This window comes from Aliiroseovarius sp. S2029, from assembly GCF_023195575.1.
GTDB classification, from domain to species: domain Bacteria; phylum Pseudomonadota; class Alphaproteobacteria; order Rhodobacterales; family Rhodobacteraceae; genus Aliiroseovarius; species Aliiroseovarius zhejiangensis.
Map to the genome: position 1 here is coordinate 82,699 of NZ_JALPQE010000009.1, position 23,418 is coordinate 106,116.

A 23,418-nucleotide genomic window follows, 5' to 3' on the forward strand; every position below is an offset into this window, starting at 1 on the left:
TTGCGAAAAAGTGCCGAAACCTTTGACGACGAGGTTTTTTAAGTCAGGGTTGCATGGCGGGATTCGCTTTGCGCTTGGGAATGTCGCCCGTACCGACGGTGGGAGGAAAATTTGTCACAGGAACTAGCCGCAGCAGGCGACTTTGCGTCCATTCCCGCGCTTCTTGCGCGGAATGTGAAGACGTATGGAAATCGCCCGGCCTATCGCGAAAAAGAATTTGGCATCTGGCAGAGCTGGACCTGGGCCGAGGCAGCCGAGGAAATCGAAAAGCTCGCCCTTGGCCTTCTGGCGCTGGGCATTGATCGTGGCGATCACGTTGCCATCATCGGGCGCAACCGTCCGGCCCATTACTGGGCGATGGTTGCCGCGCAGAAAGTTGGTGCGGTTCCGGTGCCTCTCTATCAGGACGCTGTCGTCGAAGAGATGGAATATGTGCTGGAGCATTGCGGCGCGCGGTTCGTGGTCTGTGGCGACCAGGAACAGGTCGACAAGGTCATCGAGGTGCAGGAAAAGATCCATCACATCGAGCATGTCGTCTATTACGACAAGCGCGGCCTGCGCAAATACGACCACAGCCATCTGCACTGGTATCACGACATTCAGGAAGAAGGTCATGCGGCCCATTCCCGCCTGCAAGGCGAGATGGCGGCGCGCGAGGCCGAGCTGGATTATGACAGCACCTGCGTCATGCTGTACACGTCAGGCACCACCGGGCGCCCGAAAGGCGTGGTCCTGTCAAACCGCAACATCATTGAAAGCGCCAAGAATTCGTCGGAATTCGATAATCTGGGCGTGAACGAGGATATCCTGGCCTATCTGCCGATGGCCTGGGTCGGGGATTTCATCTTCTCGCTGGGGCAGGCGATGTGGTGCGGGTTCTGCGTGAACTGCCCCGAAAGCGCCGAAACCATGATGACCGACCTGCGCGAGATCGGTCCGACCTATTACTTCGCCCCGCCGCGTGTGTTTGAAACGCAGTTGACCAACGTGATGATCCGCATGGAAGACAGCGGCGATCTGAAATACGCGCTGTTCCACCATTTCATGGATTTTGCCAAGAAAGGTGCGGGTGAGAAATACGGCATGCCGCGCCGCAAGGTCACGACCCAGAAGAAAACGCTTGAGCAGAAGATCCGCCATGGCTTCCGCTATGCGATGGGGATCGGCTTTGCCGCCGAGACCATTGTTGAAAACGTGATCCGTCTGGGCTTAGCCAAGCTGCGTTACGGCAAAGATGTGCGCAAGCATTTCAAGGCCAAGGATCCGATCGGTCTGAAGCTCTATCGCGGTAACGCGCATGATTATTTCAAGTATCGTTTGGGCGACGTGCTGGTCTATGGCCCGCTGAAGGACACGCTTGGGTTTGGCCGCATCCGCGTCGGTTATACCGCCGGTGAGGCTATCGGTCCCGAGATTTTCGAGTTCTACCGCTCGATGGGGATCAACCTGAAACAGCTTTACGGCCAGACCGAAGCAACGGTGTTCATCACCGTGCAACCGGATGGCGAAGTGCGCAACGATACCGTTGGCGTGCCCGCCCCGGGCGTCGAGATCAAGCTGTCAGATACGGGCGAGATCTTCTATCGCAGCCCCGGCACATTCGTCGAGTATTACAACAACCCCGAAAGCACCGCCGACACCAAGGATCCCGAAGGTTGGGTCGCCACCGGTGATGCGGGGTTCTTCGACAAGCAAAACGGCCATCTGCGCATCATTGACCGCGCCAAGGACGTGGGCAAGATGGCCGATGGTCGCCTGTTCGCGCCGAAATATGTCGAGAACAAGCTGAAGTTCTATCCCGACATTCTTGAGGCCGTGGTGTTCGGCAACGAGCGCAACATGTGCACGGCCTTCATCAATATCGACCTGACCGCCGTGGGCAACTGGGCCGAGCGCAACAACGTGGCCTATGCCTCCTATCAGGAACTGGCCGGCCACCCGAAAGTGCTGGATACCATTCAGGAACATGTTGAGACCGTCAATAAATCGGTGGCCGAGGACGAAATGCTGTCCGGATGCCAGATTCACCGCTTCCTGGTCCTGCACAAGGAACTGGATGCCGATGACGGAGAAATGACCCGCACGCGGAAGGTGCGCCGCAAGATTGTCGAGGAGAAATACGCCCCGCTGATCGACGCGCTGTATGGCGGGAAGTCCGAACAATTCATCGAAACCGAAGTCACCTATGAGGATGGCCGGAAGGGCTCGATCAAGGCCACGCTGGAAATTCGCGATGCGGCCGTGGTGGACAACAAGCAGGAGATGGCGGCAGAATGACGACAGCAACCGACATGAACGCCGACAGCTATGTCACGGCAGACGGCCGCACCATTGGCGGGGTTGTGATGGACCTGAAAAACATCACCCTGCGCTTTGGTGGTGTTGTGGCAATCAAAGACATCAGCTTCGACATCCGCGAAGGCGAAATTCGCGCGATTATCGGCCCGAACGGGGCTGGCAAATCCTCGATGCTGAATGTGATTTCCGGGTTCTACAAGCCACAGGAAGGCGAGGTTTGGTTCCGCGGCTCGAAACGCCCGCCGATGAAACCCTATCAGGTCGCGCGCCAAGGTCTGGCCCGGACCTTCCAGAACATCGCCTTGTTTGACGGGATGACCGTTCTGGACAACATCATGACCGGCCGATTGAACCACATGAAAGCGAACCTGTTTCAGCAGGCCATCTGGAAGGGCAAGGCCGAACGGGAAGAGATTGCGAACCGCGAGATTTGCGAGAAGGTCATCGACTTTCTGGAAATCCAGCACATCCGCAAGACGCCCGTGGGTCGTCTGCCTTACGGTCTGAAAAAGCGCGTCGAACTGGCGCGGGCGTTGGCGGCGCAACCCTCGCTTCTGCTGCTGGATGAACCCATGGCCGGCATGAACGTCGAGGAAAAAGAGGACATGTCGCGCTTCATCCTTGATATGAATGACGAATTTGGCACCACGATTGCTCTGATCGAACACGATATGGGCGTTGTGATGGACCTGTCCGACCGCGTGGTCGTGATGGATTACGGAAAGAAAATCGGGGACGGCACGCCGGACGAGGTGCGCAACAACCAGGATGTGATCGACGCCTATCTTGGCGTGGCACACGATTAAGGGGGACTTATGCCTGAACAACTTCTCTTTGCGATGGAAGTCACCCTGAACGGCCTGATGGCCGGGGTGCTTTATGCGCTGGTCGCGCTGGGGTTTGTCTTGATTTTCAAGGCCTCCGGCATCTTCAACTATGCTCAAGGTGTGATGGCGCTGTTCGCAGCCCTGACGCTGGTGGGTATTCAACAAGGCCAGGTGCCATTCAGTCACCTGATCAACGCGGTTTTCGGGACCGAGATCCACCACTTCCCTTGGCACGTGCCGTCGATCATCGCGATCTTACTGGCCGCGGGCGTGATGGTCTTGTTCGCCTATCTGGTCGAGAAATACATCCTTCAGCACCTGATCGGGCAGCCCGACATCATTCTGTTCATGGCGACCATTGGTCTTGCCTACTTCATGGAAGGGTTTGGCGACATCATGTGGGGGTCGGACATCAAGAAGCTTGATGTCGGACTGCCGCAAGGGATGAACCTCGCGATTGATGAGGCGACTTACAACTGGTTCGGTTACGGTTTCTTCATCGACAACCTGGATATTGTGGCGGCAATCGTGGCGGCGCTTCTTGTGACCTCGCTGGTGATCTTCTCGCAATACACCAAGCAGGGCCGGGCGTTGCGTGCCGTGGCGGACGATCACTCGGCAGCATTGTCGGTTGGCATCTCGCTGCGCTTCATCTGGGTGCTGGTCTGGTCGATTGCGGGTTTCGTGGCGCTGGTTGCGGGCATCATGTGGGGCGCCAAGTCGGGCGTGCAGTTCAGCCTGTCGCTGATCGCGCTGAAGGCTTTGCCGGTGTTGATGCTGGGCGGCTTTACTTCGATCCCCGGCGCAATCGTCGGTGGCCTGATCATCGGCGTGGGCGAGCAATTGTTCGAGTTTGCCATCGGTCCCATGATCGGCGGCGCGACTCAGAACTGGTTCGCCTATGTGCTGGCACTAGTTTTCCTGATCTTCAGGCCCCAAGGCCTGTTTGGCGAAAAAATCATCGAGAGGGTCTGATCCATGTTTTACCGCGAAGCAGGTGACTTCAAAACGTCCTATCGTGACGACAGTCAAACCTTCCCGATCCGCCTTGATCGTATGGGTTACTACATCCTGATGTTTGTGGCGTTCCTTGTCGTCCCGTTCTTCATCAATGACTACTGGGTCAATGCCGTGTTCGCACCGTTTCTGATCTATGCCATTGCGGCGCTGGGTCTGAACATCCTGACGGGCTATGCCGGGCAGGTATCGTTGGGCACCGGGGGCTTCATGGCTGTGGGGGCGTATGCCTGCTACAAGCTGATGACCGGCTTTCCCGAGGTCAGCATCGTCATTCACATCATCCTGGCCGGTGGGATCACCGCCATCGTGGGTGTGGCCTTCGGACTGCCGTCGCTGCGCATCAAGGGGTTTTACCTGGCGGTCGCCACGCTGGCGGCGCAGTTCTTCCTTGTCTGGCTGTTCAACAAGGTGCCGTGGTTTTACAACTATTCGGCGTCGGGGCAGATCAACGCGCCCGAACGGTCGGTTTTCGGGGTGATCGTCACCGGTCCCAACACCGAAGCCTGGGCGAAATACATGATCTGCCTTGTGTTCGTTGTGGTGCTGGCCTGGGTGGCGCGCAACCTGACGCGCGGCATGATGGGGCGCAAATGGATGGGTATCCGCGACATGGACATCGCGGCCGAGATCATCGGGGTGAACCCGCTGATGGCCAAGATGTCCGCCTTTGCGGTGTCATCCTTCTTTGTCGGCATTGCAGGCGCGCTGTTCTTCGCGGTCTATCTTGGCGCTGCCGAGGCTGGTGAGGCGTTTGGTATCAACAAGTCGTTCCTGATCCTGTTCATGATCATCATTGGTGGCCTTGGCTCGATCTTCGGATCGTTCGCCGGCGCGGCCTTCATGGTGCTGATGCCAGTGTTTTTGAAGAACGTGTTGGTGGGCGGCATGGGCTGGCCGACCGATCTGGCGGCACATTTCGAGTTCATGATCGTGGGTGGTTTGATCGTCCTGTTCCTGATCGTCGAGCCGCACGGACTGGCGCAACTGTGGCGCCTGACGAAAGAAAAACTGCGCCTGTGGCCCTTCCCACACTAGGGCCCGCGCAATCAACTCATTTCCCCGCACCAACGAGGAGGCGGTCTGGGGGATCCAAGCAACGTGACCCATAACGGGCACAGAAATTTGCTAATCTAGGGAGGAAGCAAATGAAATATACGAAACTCGCAGCAGCCAGTGTGACGGCTCTTATGGTGGCGACCCCGGTCCTGGCGGACCTGGTGTTCCCCTCGCTCAGCTATCGGACGGGGCCTTACGCGGCGGGCGGTATTCCCTATGCGGACGGCTTTGCGGATTATTTCACGCTACTGAACGAACGGGATGGTGGCATCGGCGGTGTCATGACCTCGGCGCCGGAATGTGAAACGGCCTATAACACGGAAAAAGGTGTGGAATGCTATGAGGCGACGAAAGGTCAGGGCGCGCTAGCCTATAACCCGCTGTCGACGGGCATCACCTATCAGCTGATTCCGAAAGTGACCGCAGATGACATCCCGCTTTACACGCCGGGCTATGGCCGGACCTCGGCTGCCAACGGCAAGGTGTTCAGCCATGTGTTCAACTTCCCCGCCAACTACTGGAACGCGGCGTCGCTGGCGGTGAACCACCTGAAAGAGGTCGGCGGCGGCGACCTGACCGGCAAGAAAATCGCGCTGGTCTATCACAACTCGGCCTATGGCAAGGAACCGATCCGCACGCTGGAAGAGCTGTCGGAAAAGCACGGTTTCGAATTCATGACGATTCCCGTGGATCACCCCGGTCAGGAACAAAAGGCCCAGTGGCTGCAAATTCGCCGCGAGCGCCCGGATTTCGTAATCATGTACGGCTGGGGCGTGATGAACCAGGTTGCCATTCAGGAAGCCGCAAACATCCGTTTCCCGATGGAAAACTTCATCGGCGTCTGGTGGTCTGGTGGCGATCATGATGTAGCCCCGGCTGGCGATGCGGCCACGGGATACAAGGCTGTGACCTTCCATGGTGTTGGCTCGGACTATCCTGTCTTCGACGATATCCAGAAATATGTTGTGGATGCAGGCAAGGCGGCTGGCAATGGCGACAACATCGGCAAGGCCATCTATAACCGTGGTGTCTATGCCGCGATGTTGCTGGCAGAAGCCGCCCGCACGGCTCAGGAAATCCACGGCACGCCTGACATCACCTCGTCAATGATGCGCGACGGTATGGAAGCCCTGGAAATCACCGAAGAGCGGATGGCGGAACTGGGTATGCCCGGCTTCGGCCCGACCTTCACCGTAACCTGCGAAAACCACGGTGGCCCGGGCACTGGTGCGATCCAGCAATGGGATGCTGCTGCTGGCACATGGTCTTTGATCTCGGACTTCGGTCCGTCGGATATGGAAGTGATCCAGCCGTTGATCGAAGAAGACTCGGCCGCCTATGCCGCCGAGAACAACATCGAACCGCGCTGCAACTGATCTGCGTGTAAGCATTGTCGTTCGGGCCAATCGGCCCGGACGATCCCCGAACAACGAACACGAACAGGACGACCGATATGCTGGACGCCGCAAAGACCGCAGAAAAGACCGCAAGGAATGCGGGCGAAAACATTCTTGAGGTCAACAATATCGAGGTGATCTATAATCACGTGATCCTTGTGTTGAAGGGCGTCAGCCTGAACGTGCCCACGGGCAGCATCACTGCCATTCTCGGCGGTAATGGTGCGGGCAAGACGACCACGCTGAAGGCGATTTCCAACCTGCTGCAATCGGAGCGGGGTGAAGTCACAAAAGGGTCCATTCTGCACAAGAATGAGAATGTCGCCGAGCTGAACCCCTCGGCTCTGGTCAAGCGTGGTGTCATTCAGGTGATGGAAGGCCGCCACTGTTTCGAACACCTGACCGTTGAGGAAAACCTGCTGACCGGTGCCTATACCCGCACTGACGGAAAGGCGGCGATCAACGCTGATCTTGAGATGGTGTATGACTATTTCCCGCGCCTGAAAGAGCGGCGCAAAAGCCAGGCGGGCTATACCTCGGGCGGGGAACAGCAGATGGTCGCGATGGGCCGCGCGCTGATGTCGCGCCCCGATATGATCCTGCTGGATGAACCCTCCATGGGCCTTGCGCCACAACTGGTCGAACAGATCTTCGAGATCGTGAAGAAGGTGAACGAACAAGAGGGCGTGACCTTCCTGCTGGCAGAGCAGAACACCAACGTCGCGCTGCGTTATGCGCATTACGGCTATATTCTGGAGAACGGGCGCGTCGTGATGGACGGTCCCGCCGCAGAATTGCGCGAAAACCCGGACGTTAAGGAATTTTATCTCGGTATGTCGGACGAGGGCCGCAAGAGTTTCCGCGATGTGCGGTCGTATCGCCGCCGCAAGCGTTGGCTGGCCTGACGCCACCCACAGACCGATAAATGCAACGTAGGGCCGGTGCATGCCGGCGATGACAAGAGGTCACTCATGTCCAAGTATTTTGACGCGCTGGAAACCCGTTCGCAGGATGAACGAGCAAGCGCACTGATTGATGGCCTCCGCGCACAGATCGCGCGCGCGCGTGCTGCAAAGAACGCCTGTCAACTGGATGGGCCCGAGATTGCCTCGCTTTCGGATCTGGCGAAATATCCGGTTTTGCGAAAGTCTGAGCTGAGCAAATGGCAGAAGGAAAATCCGCCGTTCGGAGGTTTTGCCGTCAAGAAACCCGCCCACATCTTTCAGTCACCCGGCCCGATCTATGAACCCGGCGGTGTCAGCCATGATTGGTGGCGCATGGGGCGGTTTTTACATGCTTGCGGGATTGGCAAGGACGACATTGTTCAAAACTGCTTTGGATATCACCTGACCCCTGCGGGTATGATTTTCGAGAACGGCGCGCAAGCGGTTGGAGCCTCGGTGCTGCCGGCTGGCGTCGGACAAACAGAACTGCAGGTTCGAGCGGCCGCAGATATTGGCACCACGGCCTATGCGGGCACGCCGGATTATCTGAAGATCATTCTGGACCGCGCGGATGCCGACGGTGTGAAACTGAAGATCACCAAGGCTGCTGTTGGCGGTGGAGCATTGTTCCCCAGCCTGCGTCAGGAATACGCCGATCGCGGTGTCACTTGCCTGCAAAGCTATGCAACGGCTGATCTTGGCAACATCGCTTATGAAAGCGAGGCGATGGAAGGCATGATCGTTGATGAAGGCGTGATTGTTGAAATTGTGCGCCCGGGCACCGGCGACCCGGTGGCGGATGGCGAGGTGGGCGAAGTGGTCGTGACCACGTTAAACCCGGATTACCCCTTGATCCGCTTTGCGACCGGCGATCTGTCGGCGGTGATGCCCGGCGCCAGCCCGTGTGGCCGCACCAACATGCGCATCAAGGGCTGGATGGGCCGTGCAGATCAGACCGCGAAGATCAAGGGCATGTTCGTGCGCCCCGAACAGGTCGCCGACTTCGTGGCCAAACATGCCGAAGTGTCGAAGGCCCGCGTCATCGCGACCCGCGAGGGCGAGATGGACGCGATGACCGTAAAAGTCGAATCCAGTGGTGGTGACGCCGATGCCTATGCCAGATCGGTGGCCGAAACCTTGAAGCTGAAAGGCCGGATCGAACTTGTCGCACCCGGCAGCCTGCCCAACGATGGGATCGTGATCGACGACCAGCGCGTGTACGACTGACCGCAAGGACCGAAACCGTGTTAAGCCCGTTCCCTGCCGGTTTTCCAACCGGCAGGTTTTTTCGTTGAGCACGGTTCGATATGCTCCAAAATGAACCAATCAGACGCTTGCGCGTTGTCGTCTGAAACAGGAGGTGCATATGTCCAATTGGTTTCAAGCCACAGTCGCTGCGGCGGCTTTGCTGTGCGGGGTTGCCGGCGGCGCTGCCGCCAAAGATGCGGCGTTGATGATTGTGAACAACGACTATCGCTATCTTGAAGATACAGATGAGGTTGACGCGGCGGACGATCTGAAACGCCCGCTTGAAGATGAAGGCTTCCGTGTGTTCGACATCCGCTCCGAAGGGGCGCCAGACAGTTGGGAAACGGTTGAAGATTTTCGTGAGGAAGCCGAAGGTGCAAACCGTGTGCTGGTCTTCATGGCAGGTCGTTTCGTGACGACAGAGCATGAAAGCTGGCTGTTGACACGTTATGCCGATGAGATGAACGACCTGTCGGTGGGCAGCGTGGGTGTTCCGCTCAGTGCGATCCTGCGCAGCGTTGACGGGTCGCCGGAGCACGCCCTCGTGCTGCTGGCCCCGCTGGGCGACGAGATCGAATTGGACGAAAGCCTGCGCGCCGGGATCGCGGACCCAGACGTGCCGGATGGGGTCGGCGTACTGATCGGCCCGACCGAGTCGCTTGAAGAGTTTGTCGACAAGATTGCATTGGTCCCCGACGCGAAAATGCGCAGCGCGCTGCGGGATCAGTATCCCAAAATCGAGCCATTTGGGGATGTTCTGGACAGTGCCCCGTTCACGATGGGTGAGATGAGCGAGGCGGAACAGGCCGAAGCGGCGTTGCGCCTGACCCGGACCCAGCGTCGGGATGTGCAACGCGATTTGACAATTCTGGATCACAACCCCGGCGGGATCGACGGGATCTTTGGCCGGGTTACGCGCGCGGCAATCGCGGATTGGCAGGAAGATCAGGGTTTTGACCCCACGGGATATGTCAATGACGTGCAGGTGAAAGTTCTGGGGCGCCAGGCCGCGAAACGGGCGGCGGAACTAGAGGATGCTGCGCGTAAACGAGCCGTCGAGCAGGCACAGCAGGATCACGCCTATTGGGATGTGACCGGGAAGGACGGGACCGCCAAGGGACTTTTGGCGTATCTGAAGCAGTATCCCGACGGGTTGCATGCAGATGAAGCAAACGCGGCGCTTGCCAAGTTGCAGCGCAGCGATGGCGACAAGGCCGGCAAGGCCGAGCGTGAACGCTGGAAGGTCGCGAAGGACAAAGATACGGTTCAGGCCTATGAGGCGTATTTGAAGAAACATCCCAAGGGCTATTTCGCGGATGTGGCGAAGGCCCGGATCGACGAGCTGAAACAGGCTCAGGTGCGCGAAACCGAGCGGAAGGCTTTGGCAGCCTCGGAGCAGGCATTGCTAAAGAACGGACCACTTCGGTTGATCGTTGAACAGCGGCTGGCCAGTCTTGGATTGGACCCTGGTGCGGTCGATGGCAAGTTCAACAAGAAGACCCGCAAGGCGTTGCGCCAGTACCAGAAAAGTCGTGGTATGGCAGTGACGGGATATGTCGACCAGATCACCCTGGCGCGGATCCTCGTGAACTTCTGAATCTGGCGGACGACGGCGCGGTGGGGTTGATCCCTCCGTCGCCGTCGCGTCTTCGACAGGCTGCGCCACTGGATGCAACAAAAAAGCCGCCCACTGGGCGGCCTTTTCGATAACGCTGCTGATATGTTCAGCCCTGACGGGCTTTGAACCGGCGTTGCGTTTTGTTGATCACGTAAACGCGGCCTTTCCGGCGCACCACGCGGCAATCGCGGTGGCGGTTTTTCAGCGAGCGGAGCGAGTTGCGAACTTTCATGTTCCTTCTCCTTCAACGCGGCGCTGCGGTTGCGCCTAAGCTACATTATGCCATTTGACCTTGCAGCCATCTGGCGGTTCATGGTGGGCGATACTGGGATCGAACCAGTGACCCCTTCGATGTCAACGAAGTGCTCTACCGCTGAGCTAATCGCCCGGAAATCTTCCCGAACCAGCCTGAAAGACCGATCCAAAAAACGCGACGCGGGAAAACCCGCGCCGGTTCGCGGTTCTATAAAAGGAGTCGTGCCCGTGCGCAAGGCCTTTTGACGAGAGATTATTTGCCATAACATACATTGTGGAAAAGGCACAAAGGGCTTTGAATGTCGACACCCCCATTTACGCTGACATTGCCGAAAGCGCATACGACCTCGGTGGTGTTTGCCTCGCCGCATTCGGGGCGCGAATACCCGGCCTCGTTCCTGCAAAGCAGCGTGCTGGACGAACGGACAGTTCGTTCATCGGAAGATGCCTATGTCGATCAGCTTTATGCGGTTGCACCCGATCATGGTGCGCCGTTTCTGGTGGCGAACACGCCCCGCGCCTATGTCGATCTGAACCGCGGGCCGGAAGAACTGGACCCAGCCCTGATCAGCGGGCTGCGCCGGGTTGACCACAATCCGCGTGTCTCGTCCGGTTTGGGTGTCATTCCGCGCGTCGTGGCCGGTGGGCGGGCTATTTATCGGGGCAAGATGACGCTGGGCGACGCGCAAACGCGCCTGGCAACGCATTGGCATCCCTATCACACCGCGTTGCAGACGCTTCTGGATCGCAGCCATGCGATGTTTGGCGCGGCAATCCTGATCGACTGCCATTCAATGCCGCATGAGGCCGTGACAAACCTTTGCAAAGGGGCGAAACGCTGCCCCGAAATCGTTCTGGGCGACCGGTTCGGGGCATCCTCGGCCTCGTCCATCGTTGACCGGGTCGAGGCGGCTTTCGTGCGTGCCGGGTTTGAAACCGCGCGCAACACCCCGTTTTCGGGCGCCTATATGGCGCAGCATTACGGGCGCCCGTCGCGTGGGCAGCATGTGGTGCAGGTCGAGATCGACCGTGCGCTATATCTTGATGAAACCATGGTGAGTCCGAATGCCGATTTTGCGCAGGTGCGCGCACGCCTTGTATCGGTCATTGCCGAGATTGCCGAGATCGGACGCAGCGAAAGCGCCCTGGCCGCCGAATAGGTTCAGCGGATCCCGCGACCCTTGGCGATGCTGTCATGCCCGAACCGGGCGCGGATCTTGTCCGTCGCCCGTTCCGCCGCGCGCCGTTTGGCGGCATGGGGGTCCAGCAGATCGTCGCAGAGGTCGGCGTTGTCGGCTGTTCCAAGATGGCTCAACCCCACACCGATCAGGCGAAAGGGTCCTTGGTCGGCAACCGTGTCCAGCAATGTGCGAACGGTGCGATAGATCCGGTCCGCCGACTGCGTCACGTCGCCCAGATTGCTTTGGCGGCTCAGCGCCCGAAAGTCGGCGCGTTTCAGTTTCAGCGTGACCACACGCCCGGCTAGATCACGGGCCTTGGCGCGGTCCGATACTTTTTCCGACAGGCGCCACAGGTGACCATCCAGCAGGTCAAGGTCCGAGGTATCTTCAAAAAAAGTGGTCTCGTTCGAGATCGACTTGACCGGCGCGTGGGCCGATACCCGCCGTTTATCCTCGCCGCGTGCCAGATGCCAAAGCCGCTCCCCCATGCCGCCAAACCGCGCGATCAGGTCCGTCTTTTCCCAGCGCAGAAGGTCGGCGAAGGTGCGAATACCCGCCTTCTCCAACGCCGCCTGACTGACCCCACCCACGCCCCAGATCAAGCCGACAGGTTTGTCATGCAGAAACCGGGCCGTTTCTGCCTTGCCGATCACCGAAAACCCGCGCGGCTTGTCGAGGTCTGACGCCACTTTGGCCAGAAACTTGTTGTGGCTCAGCCCGATGGACCCGGTCAGCCCCAGTTCGTCCTGCATCCGTTTGACCAGCCGGGCCAGCATCACCGCAGGCGGCGCGCCGTGCAGTTTCGCGGTGCCGGTCATGTCCAGAAACGCCTCGTCCAGCGACAAGGGTTCGATCGAGGGCGACAGCTCGTCCATCATGGCGCGGATTTCTTTGGAAACGGCGGCATAGTGACTGCCGCGCGGTCGGATCACCACGGCATCCGGGCACAGCTTCAGCGCCTGAAACATCGGCATCGCCGAGCGCACCCCCCGGATACGCGCCACATAGCAGGCGGTCGATACCACCCCGCGCTTGCCGCCGCCGATGATTACCGGCTTGTCTGCCAAATCTGGATTGTCGCGCTTTTCCACCGACGCATAAAAGGCATCGCAATCCATATGGGCGATGGTCAGGTCAAACAGCTCGGGATGCGCAATGACCCGCGGGCTGCGGCAGGACGGGCAGCGGCGAGCGTCATCGAATTGGGTCAGGCAGTCTCGGCATAGGGCGGGCATGAGGTGTTTTATCCGATGTAAAACGGCGGCTCAAATACTAGACTGTTCGGGCGAGGATGTGATGCACGAATTTAGCGGCGCAAAACTGGTTCTGTTGGTGGGCGGTCGGGTGGCGACAATCTTTCGTGACGACACGGCCGGTATTCCATTTCCCGGGATGTGGGATTTTCCCGGTGGCGGGCGCGACAAAGGGGAAACCCCTGAACAATGCGTGTTGCGTGAAACGCAAGAAGAGCTTTCCTTAACTCTGTCCCCGGATGATCTGATCTGGCGAACCGAGCTCGATAGCCCGTCGGTGCCTGGAACCACATCCTGGTGGTTTGCGGCGGCTCTGCCTGCTCACCGGGCGAATGACATATCTTTGGGCGACGAAGGGCAATGCTGGGCATTGATGACGCCCGATGACTGGCTGGCGCATCCGCAAGCCATAGCGCATTTCAAATCCCGTTTACGCGCTGCTTTGAGAGGGCTGGCGCAACATGCGGTTGAACAAGACCTCAAATCAGATCATCCTCCGATCAAATCTGGACAGTGAAAGGGTCTTTCCATGAATGACATCCCCGCAGACCTGCTTGGCGGCAACAGCGTATTGCTGTTGTTGGCGGTGTTCCTGATCATTGTCGTCCTTCTGGGCGTCAAGATCGTGCCGCAGAGTCAGAAATTCGTCGTCGAACGGTTTGGGCGGTTGCAATCGGTTCTGGGGCCGGGGATCAACTTCATCGTGCCATTCCTGGATCGGGTGCGCCATCGTGTGTCTATACTGGAACGCCAGTTGCCCACCGCCAGCCAGGACGCGATTACCTCGGACAACGTGCTGGTGCAGGTCGACACCAGCGTGTTCTATCGCATTCTTGAACCCGAAAAGACCGTCTATCGCATCCGCGATGTGGATGCCGCGATTTCGACAACGGTTGCGGGGATCGTTCGGTCGGGCATAGGCGAAATGGAACTGGACGAGGTTCAGTCAAACCGCCAGCAACTGATCGCGAAGATCAAGCAGCAGGTCGCGGATGCGGTGGATGATTGGGGGATCGAGGTGACGCGGGCCGAAATACTGGACGTGAACCTGGACAACGCCACACGTGAGGCGATGCTGCAGCAATTGAACGCCGAACGGGCGCGTCGCGCGCAGGTGACGGAAGCCGAGGGGAAGCGCCGCGCGGTTGAACTGGCTGCCGATGCCGAACTGTATGCCGCCGAGCAAACCGCCAAGGCGCGCCGGATTTCGGCGGATGCCGAGGCCTATGCAACACAGGTTGTCGCCAAAGCCATCGCCGAGAATGGGCTAGAGGCCGCGCAATACCAGGTCGCGTTGAAACAGGTCGAAGCTTTGACCGCTGTCGGCGAGGGCGAAGGCAAGCAGACCATCATCCTGCCGGCCAATGCGCTGGACGCGTTTGGCGATGCGTTCAAACTGTTGAAGGGGAAACCGTAATGCTGTGGGCCACATGGTGGGTTTGGATCGCAGGGGCCATCGCGCTTGGCATTCTTGAAATGCTGGCCCCCGGCTTCATATTCGTGGGGTTTGCGGTCGGGGCCGCTGCCATCGGCCTGTTGTTGCTGATCGGCGTTACCCCAAGCCTGCCATGGATTCTGGTGCTGTTTGCCGCGATCTCACTGGTGACCTGGCTGGTGCTGCGCCGCGTGATCGGCGTGCGCAAAGGGCAGTCCAAGCGTATCGACATCGACATCAACGAGCTGTGACAATGACGGCCGGGGCCGGGCCTATGCGGCTTCGGCCTCGAACAGAAAAGGCATCTGCTCGGCCATGGTGCCGCCTTTCAACAGCCAACTCAGCCCCAGCGCCCACAATGCGACGCTTTCCGCCCAGAAGGTGAAAGACCACGTGGCGTCCCAGGCCTTGCCAAGGTCGGGCAGGAAAATCTTGACCACGCCGATCAGGATTACCATCGCCAGGATGGTCCAGCCGAAAATTTGATAGCACTGATTGCGTCGTTTCTTGTGCGGTCCGGGGTTGTCCGCCGTGCAGCGGGTGAACAGCCGGATCGAGGTGATGGACATGAACACCAGAAACAGCCCCGCCGCCGAGAAATGTATGTTCTGCTGGATCTGATCCATCGACGGCGGGATCAGCCGGTCAAACAGCGCCGGGGGAAAATAACAGCTTTCGCGATCACACAGCGTCGGCACGAAGGCTGTCGCGAAGATGGCAACCCCCGCGACGGACGAGATCACGCGGTCGGACAGGATCTCGTCGGGTTCCCGGCAATATCCCTCGTACGCCACCAGGAACAGACCGACACCGGCGGCGGCCGACACGAAAACCTCGCGCAGTTCCGTATAGAAGAAATCCGAAATCGACTCCTGCATCGGAATGTCGAACAGGTAAACATTTGTGAGCAGCACAAAGGGAAGCGTCAGCCCGATGGCGCCAATGGCCCGCCTGAGCCGCAGAACGGTCGACATATCCGGGTTGGGGCGTGTTTCGGGCATGGGGCACCTCGCGAATGACTGGACCAGCGGTCCTGGCTGAATGTGCTGTCCGGTATGCACTTCGCCCCCATGATCGAAAGATTGCCCCTGCTGCGCAAGGCGGCAGGGCGGGTCGTGGCCTCACGATTGCAAGAGCGTGACGTGAAACCCCCGCCGATCAGCCGCGATTGGCCCGCCGCGCTTGTGGCGAGTTCAGTTCGGCGATGATCGCCTGAGCGGCAGCCCTGGGGTCTTTTGCGTGGCGGATGGGACGCCCCACCACCACGTGATCCGCGCCATCGGCAATCGCCTGCGCGGGGGTGGCAGTTCGTTTCTGGTCGCCATGGTCGGTGCCTGCCGGGCGTACGCCAGGGGTGACGATCAGCTTGCCTTCCGCTTCGGGAAGGGCGCGGATCAGCCTTGCCTCTTGCGGCGAGGCGATGACGCCATCGGCGCCTGCCTCCAGCGCGCGGGCGGCGCGTTCCAGCACCAGATCCTGCACCTTACCCTGTTTGATCAGTGCCGCGTCCAGATCACCGCGGTCCAGCGAGGTCAGGATGGTTACGGCAAGGATCTTCATGTCGCTGGCCCCTTTGCCTTCCTGTGCGGCGCGCACCACGTTGGGGTCGCCGTGGACGGTCAGAAAATCCAGATCAAACTGTGCAAGCCCCCGCACGGCGGCTTCGATCGTGTTGCCGATGTCGAACAGCTTCATGTCCAGAAAGATGCGCTTGCCGTGTTCGCCTTTCAGCTCGTTGGCCAGCGCCAGCCCACCCCCGGTCAACATGCCCAGTCCGATCTTGTAGAAACTGACCGCATCCCCCAGCGTCCCGGCCAGCTGCAGTCCGTCCAGTGCGTTTGGGACATCAAGGGCAAAGATCAGGCGGTCATCGGACATGGAAGGCTCCTTTTTTTGCGGCGCGGTTGGCTTGTCCTAAACACAGATTGGCACAAAGGCAAATGGGCGTGATCCACGGGGATAGGTGTGCGGATTCCGGCACAGATGCACGAAGGCTGTCTTGCATTTTTCCGACCCGTTCCCATCTTTGTTCCAAGGCCCAATGGGATGTGCCGCAAGGGTGGGCATTCCGGTTACGGGCGCTTTAGAAGGAGAGTGATATGGACTTGAACAAGTTCACCGAACGGTCGCGTGGTTTCATTCAGGCCGCACAGACCATTGCGATGCGCGAAAACCATCAAAGACTGGTTCCCGAGCATCTGTTGAAAGCCCTGATGGACGACGAAGAAGGGATGAGCGCCAACCTGATCCGCAAGGCAGGTGGGTCGCCCGAACGTGTCCGCGCCGCCGTGGACGACGCCATCGGCAAACTGTCGAAGGTGACGGGCGACGCCGCGCAAGTTTACATGGACAACGCCACCGCCCGCGTGCTGGACGAGGCGCAGAAACTGGCCAAGCAGGCTGGGGACAGCTTCGTACCGGTGGAACGGTTGTTGACCGCTTTGGCGATGATCAAATCCAAGGCGCGTGATGCGTTGGATGCCGGTGCCGTGGATGCCAAAAAGCTGAACGCCGCGATCAACGCGGTGCGTCAGGGGCGCACGGCCGACAGCGCCAGTGCCGAAGACAGCTATGAAGCCCTGTCGAAATATGCCCGCGATCTGACCGAGGCCGCGGCAGAGGGCAAGATTGACCCGATCATTGGCCGCGACGAAGAAATTCGCCGCACCATGCAGGTTCTGTCGCGCCGCACCAAGAACAACCCCGTTCTGATCGGCGAACCCGGCGTGGGGAAAACCGCGATTGCCGAGGGGCTGGCCCTGCGCATCATCAATGGCGACGTGCCTGAAAGCCTGCGCAACAAGAAGCTGCTCGCGCTGGATATGGGTGCGCTGATCGCTGGCGCGAAATATCGCGGCGAGTTTGAAGAGCGTCTGAAAGCTGTGCTGAACGAAGTGACATCTGCCGCTGGTGAAATCATCCTGTTCATTGACGAGATGCACACGCTTGTGGGGGCCGGTAAATCGGATGGCGCGATGGATGCGGCCAACCTGATCAAGCCTGCGCTGGCACGCGGAGAGCTGCACTGCGTTGGCGCTACGACGCTGGACGAATACCGCAAGTATGTCGAAAAGGATGCGGCTCTTGCCCGCCGGTTCCAGCCTGTGATGGTCGAAGAGCCGACGGTCGAGGATACGATTTCGATCCTGCGCGGTATCAAAGAGAAATACGAGCTGCACCATGGTGTGCGGATTTCGGATAGCGCGCTTGTGGCCGCGTCGACGCTCAGCCATCGCTATATCACCGACCGATTCCTGCCCGACAAGGCAATTGACCTTGTGGACGAAGCCGCCAGCCGCTTGCGGATGGAAGTGGACTCGAAACCCGAGGAATTGGATGCGCTGGATCGTCAGATCATGCAGATGCAGATCGAGGCCGAAGCTCTGAAGCTGGAAGATGACAAGGCGTCGAAAGATCGTCTTGAGAAACTCGAGGCTGAATTGTCCGATCTTCAGGAAAAATCCGCGTCCATGACCGCCAAGTGGCAAGCCGAGCGTGACAAGCTGGAAGGTGCGCGCGAATTAAAAGAGAAACTTGACCGCGCGCGGGCCGAGTTGGACGCCGCCAAGCGCGAGGGCAATCTGGCAAAGGCTGGTGAGCTGTCTTACGGCGTCATTCCGGGGCTTGAGAAGAAGCTGCAAGAGGCAGAAGACGCCGAGGCCGACATGATGGTCGAAGAGGCCGTGCGGCCCGAGCAGATCGCCAGTGTGGTTGAGCGTTGGACAGGTATTCCGACCTCGAAAATGCTGGAAGGCGAACGCGAGAAGCTTTTGCGCATGGAAGAGGAACTGCACAAGCGGGTCATCGGTCAGTCTTCGGCGGTGACGGCTGTGTCCAATGCCGTGCGCCGGGCGCGCGCCGGGCTGAACGACGAGAACCGCCCGCTTGGGTCGTTCCTGTTCCTTGGGCCGACTGGTGTGGGTAAGACCGAGCTGACCAAAGCGGTGGCCGAATACCTCTTTGATGACGACAACGCGATGGTGCGCATCGACATGTCCGAGTTCATGGAGAAACACGCGGTCGCCCGTCTGATCGGTGCGCCTCCGGGCTATGTTGGGTATGACGAAGGCGGGGTGCTGACCGAATCGGTACGGCGTCGGCCCTATCAGGTCGTGCTGTTTGACGAGGTCGAGAAAGCACATCCCGACGTGTTCAACGTGCTTTTGCAGGTTCTGGACGATGGTGTCCTGACCGACGGTCAGGGCCGCACGGTCGATTTCAAGCAGACGCTGATCATCCTGACGTCGAACCTTGGCGCGCAGGCGCTGAGCCAGCTGCCCGATGGGGCGGATTCGTCCGATGCCAAGCGCGACGTGATGGATGCGGTGCGGGCACATTTCCGCCCTGAGTTCCTGAACCGTCTGGATGAAACGATCATCTTCGATCGCCTGAGCCGAGGCGACATGGGTGGCATCGTGGATATCCAGTTGGAGCGTCTGGCCCGTCGCCTGGCGCGTCGCAACATCACCCTTGAGCTGGATGATGGCGCACGCAAGTGGCTGGCCGATGAAGGGTACGATCCGGTGTTCGGCGCGCGCCCACTGAAGCGTGTCATCCAACGCGCGCTTCAGGACCAACTGGCCGAGATGATTCTGGCCGGGGATGTTATGGACGGCGATACCATTTCGGTGTCCGCCGGGTCCGAGGGTCTGATCATCGGTGACCGTGTGTCGCGTTCGAACCAGCACCCGCCACAGGATGCCGTGGTTCACTGATCAAGGCCGCAAAAAAAGATGAAAGCCCCGCCGGTGCAAACCGACGGGGCTTTGCCGTGAGTGGGGAAGTGGCTGAGTGCCCTTACATCTCGCTCGGGATCGTGCCTGCTTCCTGTGCTGCTGCCAGCTCGTCAGCGTTCAGGGTGCCGCTTTCATCCGCGTCTGCCGTCGAGAAGGCTTCGGCCGTCACGTCAGGATAAACTGCGACCAGCTCTTCCATGGTGACTTCTCCGTCCTCGTTTGCGTCCAACGCGGCGATGTCAGCGAACACAGCAGACGAACCAGCGATAAGAAGAGCGGCGGCAAGAGATGTGGTTTTCATACGATATACTCCAAGAGTTATTGTTCGCACCCAGTGTTGGATGCAGAGACACAGAGACCACGACCACCTGACTGCTTCACCCGAAATGCGCTAAGACACTCTGTTTGGGCGCTAAATTGCAAAATTGACCTCCACTTACAGGCGAAGTTCCGCAAGGGAAGGCAGCGGGGTCGAAACCCGGCAGAACGGCTCCTATTCAAAGGTGTGTTTTCGGCGATTCGCAGCCGAGAAACCACAGCCCCGCGTCCTTGGCATCTTTGTGCTTGCGGTGACTTGCAGCTGCGGGTGATTCCCGCCCCCGGCGAATCGCCTCGTTTGCCCGCGTTGTGTAACGGTCTTTTCGTTCAGGCCGTTGGCGTTAAACTCGATCCGAATCACGGAGGGGTGTCGATGCAATCCATGTCCTGGGCGGTCGAACTGCTGGCGCAGGCGTTGTTCTTTTTGGTGGTCCTTGGGTTTTTGCTGCTGGTTGTGCTCTATTTAATCGACCGCCTGCAAACCCATGACGCTGTGCGCCGCAACTATCCGGTGATCGGACGTTTCAGGGCATTGTTCACCAATCTGGGCGAGTTCTTCCGACAGTATTTCTTTGCCATGGACCGCGAAGAGCTGCCGTTCAACCGCGCCCAGCGGGACTGGGTCGAGAGGGCGGCATCGGGCCACGGGAATACGGTGGCCTTCGGGTCGACGCGGAATCTTGGTATCACCGGCACGCCGATCTTCGTGAACGCGGCATTTCCCCCTGTCAGCGATCAGTACACAAAGACCGAACCCCTGCAAATCGGGCCAACGGCGCGGCACCCTTATGCGGCCAAGTCGTTCTTCAACCTGTCAGGCATGAGCTTTGGCGCCTTGTCTCGCCCGGCGGTCGAGGCCCTATCGGCAGGCGCCGCAAAGACGGGGATCTGGATGAATACGGGCGAGGGGGGATTGTCGCATTATCACCTGAAGGGTGGCGGCGATATCGTGTTTCAAATCGGCACCGCGAAATACGGGGTGCGGGACACAGAAGGCAACCTGTCGGATGACAAGCTGCGCGAGGTTGCTGCCTATCCCGAAGTGAAGATGTTCGAACTGAAGCTGGCGCAAGGGGCAAAACCCGGCAAAGGGGGCATCCTGCCCGCCGCCAAGGTCTCGGCCGAAATTGCGGCGATCCGGGGGATCACGGAAGGCGTCGCCTCGATCTCGCCCAACCGGCATCCTGAGATTGATGATTGGGACGATCTGCTGGATGTCCTGGCCCATATCCGCGAGGTGACGGGAAAACCGGTCGGATTCAAAACGGTGGTCGGGTCAGTTGAGCCCTTGGAAGAGTTGTTTGAAAGGATTACCCAGCGCGGGATGCAGGACGCGCCCGATTTCATCACCATAGACGGCGGTGAGGGTGGCACGGGTGCGGCCCCCATGCCGTTGATTGATCTGGTCGGTCTGCCGATCCGCGAAGCGTTGCCCCTGGTCTGCGACCTGCGGGATCGCCACGGGTTGAAGGACAGAATCCGTCTGGTTGCTTCGGGCAAGTTGATCAATCCCAGCGACGTGGCCTGGGCGATCTGCGCAGGTGCCGATTTTGTCACCTCGGCACGTGGCTTCATGTTCTCATTGGGCTGCATTCAGGCAATGAAGTGCAACCGCAACACCTGCCCCACCGGGATCACGACGCACGATCCGCGTTTGCAAAAAGGTCTGGTGCCAGAGGACAAGGCCGACAAGGTGGCCCGCTATGCCGCGGGGATCATTCACGAGGTGGAAACAATTGCGCATTCCGTCGGTGTGACCGAGCCGCGACAGATGGGACGGCAGCATGTGCGTCTGGTGCAGGAGAACGGGCGTTCGGTGCCGATGCATCACATCTATCCTGCGATACCGCCGCTGGATTGAGGGATTGTTACAACCCCATGGCGCGGACGTGAGCCATTGTGGTTTGGATTTGTGCCCGCTCTGTCATACGTCAAGGACAGAAGACCATGAAAGGTGGGCAAGCAAATGGCTTACAAGACCGTCCTGAAATACTCCGACGTGACACCCCGCGCCGATTACCTGAACCGACGCCAGTTGATGGGCGGTGTGGCCGGGCTGACAGCGGGGCTGGCGCTGGGGCCGGCGCTGGGCGCGTCATCAGATGCGTCGCCATATTCGGCTGATCTTGAGACGACCGCGCTTGAGGACATCTCGTCCTATAACAATTTTTACGAGTTCGGCACCGGCAAGACCGACCCGGCCAAACACGCGCATCAACTGACCATTGATCCCTGGTCGGTCGAGATCGGCGGGATGGTGGACCGGCCCGGCACATACGGGCTTGAAGACATTCTGAGCAAGGTCACACTCGAAGAACGCATCTATCGCTTTCGCTGCGTTGAAACCTGGTCGATGGTCGTGCCCTGGGTCGGGTTCGAGTTGAACCAGTTGCTCACGCTCGCCGGGGTGCAGGGCACGGCCAAATACGTGGCCTTTGAAACCCTTTATCGACCGGACGAAATGCCGGGGCAGAAAACCGTCAGCCTGGAATGGCCGTATCGTGAAGGTCTGCGGCTGGACGAGGCGATGCACCCGCTGACAATCATGGCCACCGGGATCTATGATGACCCGATGCCGAAACAGAATGGCGCGCCGCTGCGGCTCGTCGTGCCGTGGAAATATGGCTACAAGTCGATCAAGTCGATTGTGCGCGTGACGTTGACGGATAAAGAGCCGCAGACAACGTGGAACATGCTGCAACCCAACGAGTACGGGTTTTATTCCAATGTGAACCCCCAGGTCAGCCATCCGCGCTGGTCGCAGGCCTACGAGAAGCCGATCGGCGGCGGGTTGTTTGCCAAGCGGCAAGAGACCCTGATGTTCAACGGTTATGAAGAAGAAGTCGCGCGCCTGTATGATGGCATGGATCTGGTGGTGAACCACTGATGTCCCTTGTTGACCGGATCAATGCCGCCGCGCGCAAGATGCCGGTTTGGGGGCTTTACGTGGCTGGGGCGCTTTGGCCCGCCTGGTTGTTCTATCTTGCGGCCAGCGGCGGAATGGGGGCAGAGCCGGTCAAGGCGTTGGAACATGAACTGGGACGGCTGGCGTTGAAAGCCCTGATCCTTGGTCTGTGCGTGACCCCGCTGCGTGCCATGACCGGTCTCAACCTGATCCGCTTCCGGCGCGCGATTGGTGTGCTGACATTCTATTTCGTTTCGGTCCATCTTCTGGTGTGGCTTGTCCTGGATGTTCAGATCCTGTCTGAAATCTGGAAAGACATCCTGAAACGCCCCTATATTACCATCGGAATGGCCGCGTTCCTTTTGATGGTACCGCTGGCCATCACGTCGAACAACTGGTCGGTGCGCAAACTTGGCCCGCGCTGGCGCAAGCTGCACCGGCTGGTCTATCCGATCGCGATTCTGGGCGGTGTTCACTTCGTCATGATCGGCAAAACCTGGGAAAAGGACGCGCTTCTTTATCTGGCGATCATCCTGGCGCTGTTGGGATGGCGGGTCATGCAGACGGCGAAGAAACGCAGGAACCGGGAACATGGTGCGCAGGTGGCCCGGCGATCAGCGTCCTGATGATTTCCCACGGTCTGGCCTGACAGATCGTGCTGATTCACGCCAATTCCAGCCCTCGATTCATGGCCTGAAGCGGATCGCGGACAATTGCCGTTGGGGAAGGCTTCGGCGCAGGCTATTTTTGTTGCGCAGGGGCGCGCAGATTTTGCCGAACATTGCCGCAACCCACCAAAAACAAAGAAAAAATCGGAAATCGGCAAAAAGATGCATTTTTCTAAAAAAAGGGGTTGCGACTCTTAGCGGGTAGGCCTAGAACCCCCTTCACCGGCGGCGCTGATGGCGCGGTTGGGACGCGGGACGG

21 protein-coding genes and 1 tRNA gene are annotated in these 23,418 nt (G+C 59.2%); 16 read left to right on the plus strand and 6 right to left on the minus strand.

Annotated elements, in window-relative coordinates:
* Positions 1-111 precede the first annotated feature (111 nt).
* From MUY21_RS15450 to MUY21_RS15485, 8 genes are all read left to right on the plus strand, one after another.
* Positions 112-2,277: an AMP-binding protein gene (locus MUY21_RS15450; protein ID WP_248411189.1), complete on the plus strand. Its 2,166-nt coding sequence runs from the start codon at positions 112-114 to the stop codon at positions 2,275-2,277.
* Positions 2,274-3,104: an ABC transporter ATP-binding protein gene (locus MUY21_RS15455; protein ID WP_248411190.1), complete on the plus strand. Its 831-nt coding sequence runs from the start codon at positions 2,274-2,276 to the stop codon at positions 3,102-3,104. Before MUY21_RS15450 ends, MUY21_RS15455 begins: the two co-directional genes overlap by 4 nt.
* 9 nt (positions 3,105-3,113) lie before the next feature.
* Positions 3,114-4,100, plus strand: a complete 987-nt coding sequence (locus MUY21_RS15460; RefSeq protein WP_248411191.1) for a branched-chain amino acid ABC transporter permease — start codon at positions 3,114-3,116, stop codon at positions 4,098-4,100.
* Positions 4,101-4,103: 3 nt separating this feature from the next.
* Complete coding sequence (locus tag MUY21_RS15465; RefSeq protein ID WP_248411192.1) at positions 4,104-5,180, plus strand: branched-chain amino acid ABC transporter permease; 1,077 nt, start codon at positions 4,104-4,106, stop codon at positions 5,178-5,180.
* A 110-nt stretch (positions 5,181-5,290) separates the two neighbouring features.
* Positions 5,291-6,577: an ABC transporter substrate-binding protein gene (locus MUY21_RS15470; RefSeq protein ID WP_248411193.1), complete on the plus strand. Its 1,287-nt coding sequence runs from the start codon at positions 5,291-5,293 to the stop codon at positions 6,575-6,577.
* Between the two features lie 77 nt (positions 6,578-6,654).
* Complete coding sequence (locus MUY21_RS15475; protein WP_248411194.1) at positions 6,655-7,503, plus strand: ABC transporter ATP-binding protein; 849 nt, start codon at positions 6,655-6,657, stop codon at positions 7,501-7,503.
* Between the two features lie 66 nt (positions 7,504-7,569).
* Positions 7,570-8,769, plus strand: coding sequence for a phenylacetate--CoA ligase family protein (locus tag MUY21_RS15480; RefSeq protein ID WP_248411195.1), 1,200 nt, complete (start codon positions 7,570-7,572; stop codon positions 8,767-8,769).
* A 139-nt stretch (positions 8,770-8,908) separates the two neighbouring features.
* Complete coding sequence (locus MUY21_RS15485) at positions 8,909-10,387, plus strand: peptidoglycan-binding domain-containing protein (protein WP_248411196.1); 1,479 nt, start codon at positions 8,909-8,911, stop codon at positions 10,385-10,387.
* Between the two features lie 127 nt (positions 10,388-10,514).
* On the opposite strand, the gene ykgO is transcribed toward MUY21_RS15485, so the two are convergent.
* Together ykgO and MUY21_RS15495 are read right to left on the minus strand one after the other, a co-directional pair.
* On the minus strand, positions 10,515-10,640 hold the full coding sequence (gene ykgO, locus MUY21_RS15490; RefSeq protein WP_005850168.1) for a type B 50S ribosomal protein L36: 126 nt from the start codon (positions 10,638-10,640) through the stop codon (positions 10,515-10,517).
* Between the two features lie 81 nt (positions 10,641-10,721).
* Positions 10,722-10,796: transfer RNA gene (locus tag MUY21_RS15495), tRNA-Val, on the minus strand.
* A 166-nt stretch (positions 10,797-10,962) separates the two neighbouring features.
* Between MUY21_RS15495 and MUY21_RS15500 the strand changes: the two genes are divergently transcribed.
* Positions 10,963-11,823 carry an N-formylglutamate amidohydrolase gene (locus MUY21_RS15500; RefSeq protein ID WP_248411197.1) on the plus strand — a complete coding sequence of 287 codons (861 nt, stop codon included), beginning with the start codon at positions 10,963-10,965 and terminating at the stop codon, positions 11,821-11,823.
* A 2-nt stretch (positions 11,824-11,825) separates the two neighbouring features.
* Here MUY21_RS15500 and MUY21_RS15505 read toward each other — a convergent pair whose 3' ends face one another.
* The gene (locus MUY21_RS15505; protein WP_248411198.1) at positions 11,826-13,079 is read right to left on the minus strand and encodes a DNA polymerase IV; all 1,254 of its coding nucleotides are present in this window, start codon (positions 13,077-13,079) and stop codon (positions 11,826-11,828) included.
* 61 nt (positions 13,080-13,140) lie between these two features.
* Between MUY21_RS15505 and MUY21_RS15510 the strand changes: the two genes are divergently transcribed.
* The 3 genes from MUY21_RS15510 to MUY21_RS15520 are packed head-to-tail and all read left to right on the plus strand — an operon-like array spanning position 13,141 to position 14,783.
* Positions 13,141-13,614, plus strand: coding sequence for an NUDIX hydrolase (locus MUY21_RS15510; RefSeq protein WP_248411199.1), 474 nt, complete (start codon positions 13,141-13,143; stop codon positions 13,612-13,614).
* Positions 13,615-13,626: 12 nt separating this feature from the next.
* A complete protein-coding gene (locus tag MUY21_RS15515; protein WP_248411200.1) occupies positions 13,627-14,514 on the plus strand; it encodes an SPFH domain-containing protein in 888 nt (295 codons plus the stop codon).
* A complete protein-coding gene (locus MUY21_RS15520) occupies positions 14,514-14,783 on the plus strand; it encodes a hypothetical protein (RefSeq protein ID WP_248411201.1) in 270 nt (89 codons plus the stop codon). Before MUY21_RS15515 ends, MUY21_RS15520 begins: the two co-directional genes overlap by 1 nt.
* A 21-nt stretch (positions 14,784-14,804) precedes the next feature.
* Here MUY21_RS15520 and MUY21_RS15525 read toward each other — a convergent pair whose 3' ends face one another.
* Complete coding sequence (locus MUY21_RS15525) at positions 14,805-15,533, minus strand: hypothetical protein (RefSeq protein WP_248411202.1); 729 nt, start codon at positions 15,531-15,533, stop codon at positions 14,805-14,807.
* A 157-nt stretch (positions 15,534-15,690) separates the two neighbouring features.
* Positions 15,691-16,410 (minus strand): orotidine-5'-phosphate decarboxylase, encoded by a 720-nt coding sequence (pyrF, locus tag MUY21_RS15530; protein ID WP_248411203.1) that lies wholly within the window; start codon positions 16,408-16,410, stop codon positions 15,691-15,693.
* 221 nt (positions 16,411-16,631) lie between these two features.
* Between pyrF and clpB the strand changes: the two genes are divergently transcribed.
* Positions 16,632-19,247: an ATP-dependent chaperone ClpB gene (clpB, locus tag MUY21_RS15535; protein WP_248411204.1), complete on the plus strand. Its 2,616-nt coding sequence runs from the start codon at positions 16,632-16,634 to the stop codon at positions 19,245-19,247.
* A gap of 82 nt (positions 19,248-19,329) precedes the next feature.
* Here clpB and MUY21_RS15540 read toward each other — a convergent pair whose 3' ends face one another.
* Positions 19,330-19,569, minus strand: a complete 240-nt coding sequence (locus tag MUY21_RS15540) for an EF-hand domain-containing protein (protein WP_248411205.1) — start codon at positions 19,567-19,569, stop codon at positions 19,330-19,332.
* Positions 19,570-19,959: 390 nt separating this feature from the next.
* Between MUY21_RS15540 and MUY21_RS15545 the strand changes: the two genes are divergently transcribed.
* The 3 genes from MUY21_RS15545 to msrQ all read left to right on the plus strand — a co-directional run bounded on the left by MUY21_RS15545 (position 19,960) and on the right by msrQ (position 23,117).
* Complete coding sequence (locus MUY21_RS15545; RefSeq protein ID WP_248411206.1) at positions 19,960-21,447, plus strand: FMN-binding glutamate synthase family protein; 1,488 nt, start codon at positions 19,960-19,962, stop codon at positions 21,445-21,447.
* A gap of 105 nt (positions 21,448-21,552) precedes the next feature.
* Positions 21,553-22,473, plus strand: coding sequence for a protein-methionine-sulfoxide reductase catalytic subunit MsrP (gene msrP / locus MUY21_RS15550; protein WP_248411207.1), 921 nt, complete (start codon positions 21,553-21,555; stop codon positions 22,471-22,473).
* Positions 22,473-23,117, plus strand: coding sequence for a protein-methionine-sulfoxide reductase heme-binding subunit MsrQ (msrQ, locus tag MUY21_RS15555; RefSeq protein WP_248411208.1), 645 nt, complete (start codon positions 22,473-22,475; stop codon positions 23,115-23,117). Before msrP ends, msrQ begins: the two co-directional genes overlap by 1 nt.
* Positions 23,118-23,418: the final 301 nt, after the last annotated feature.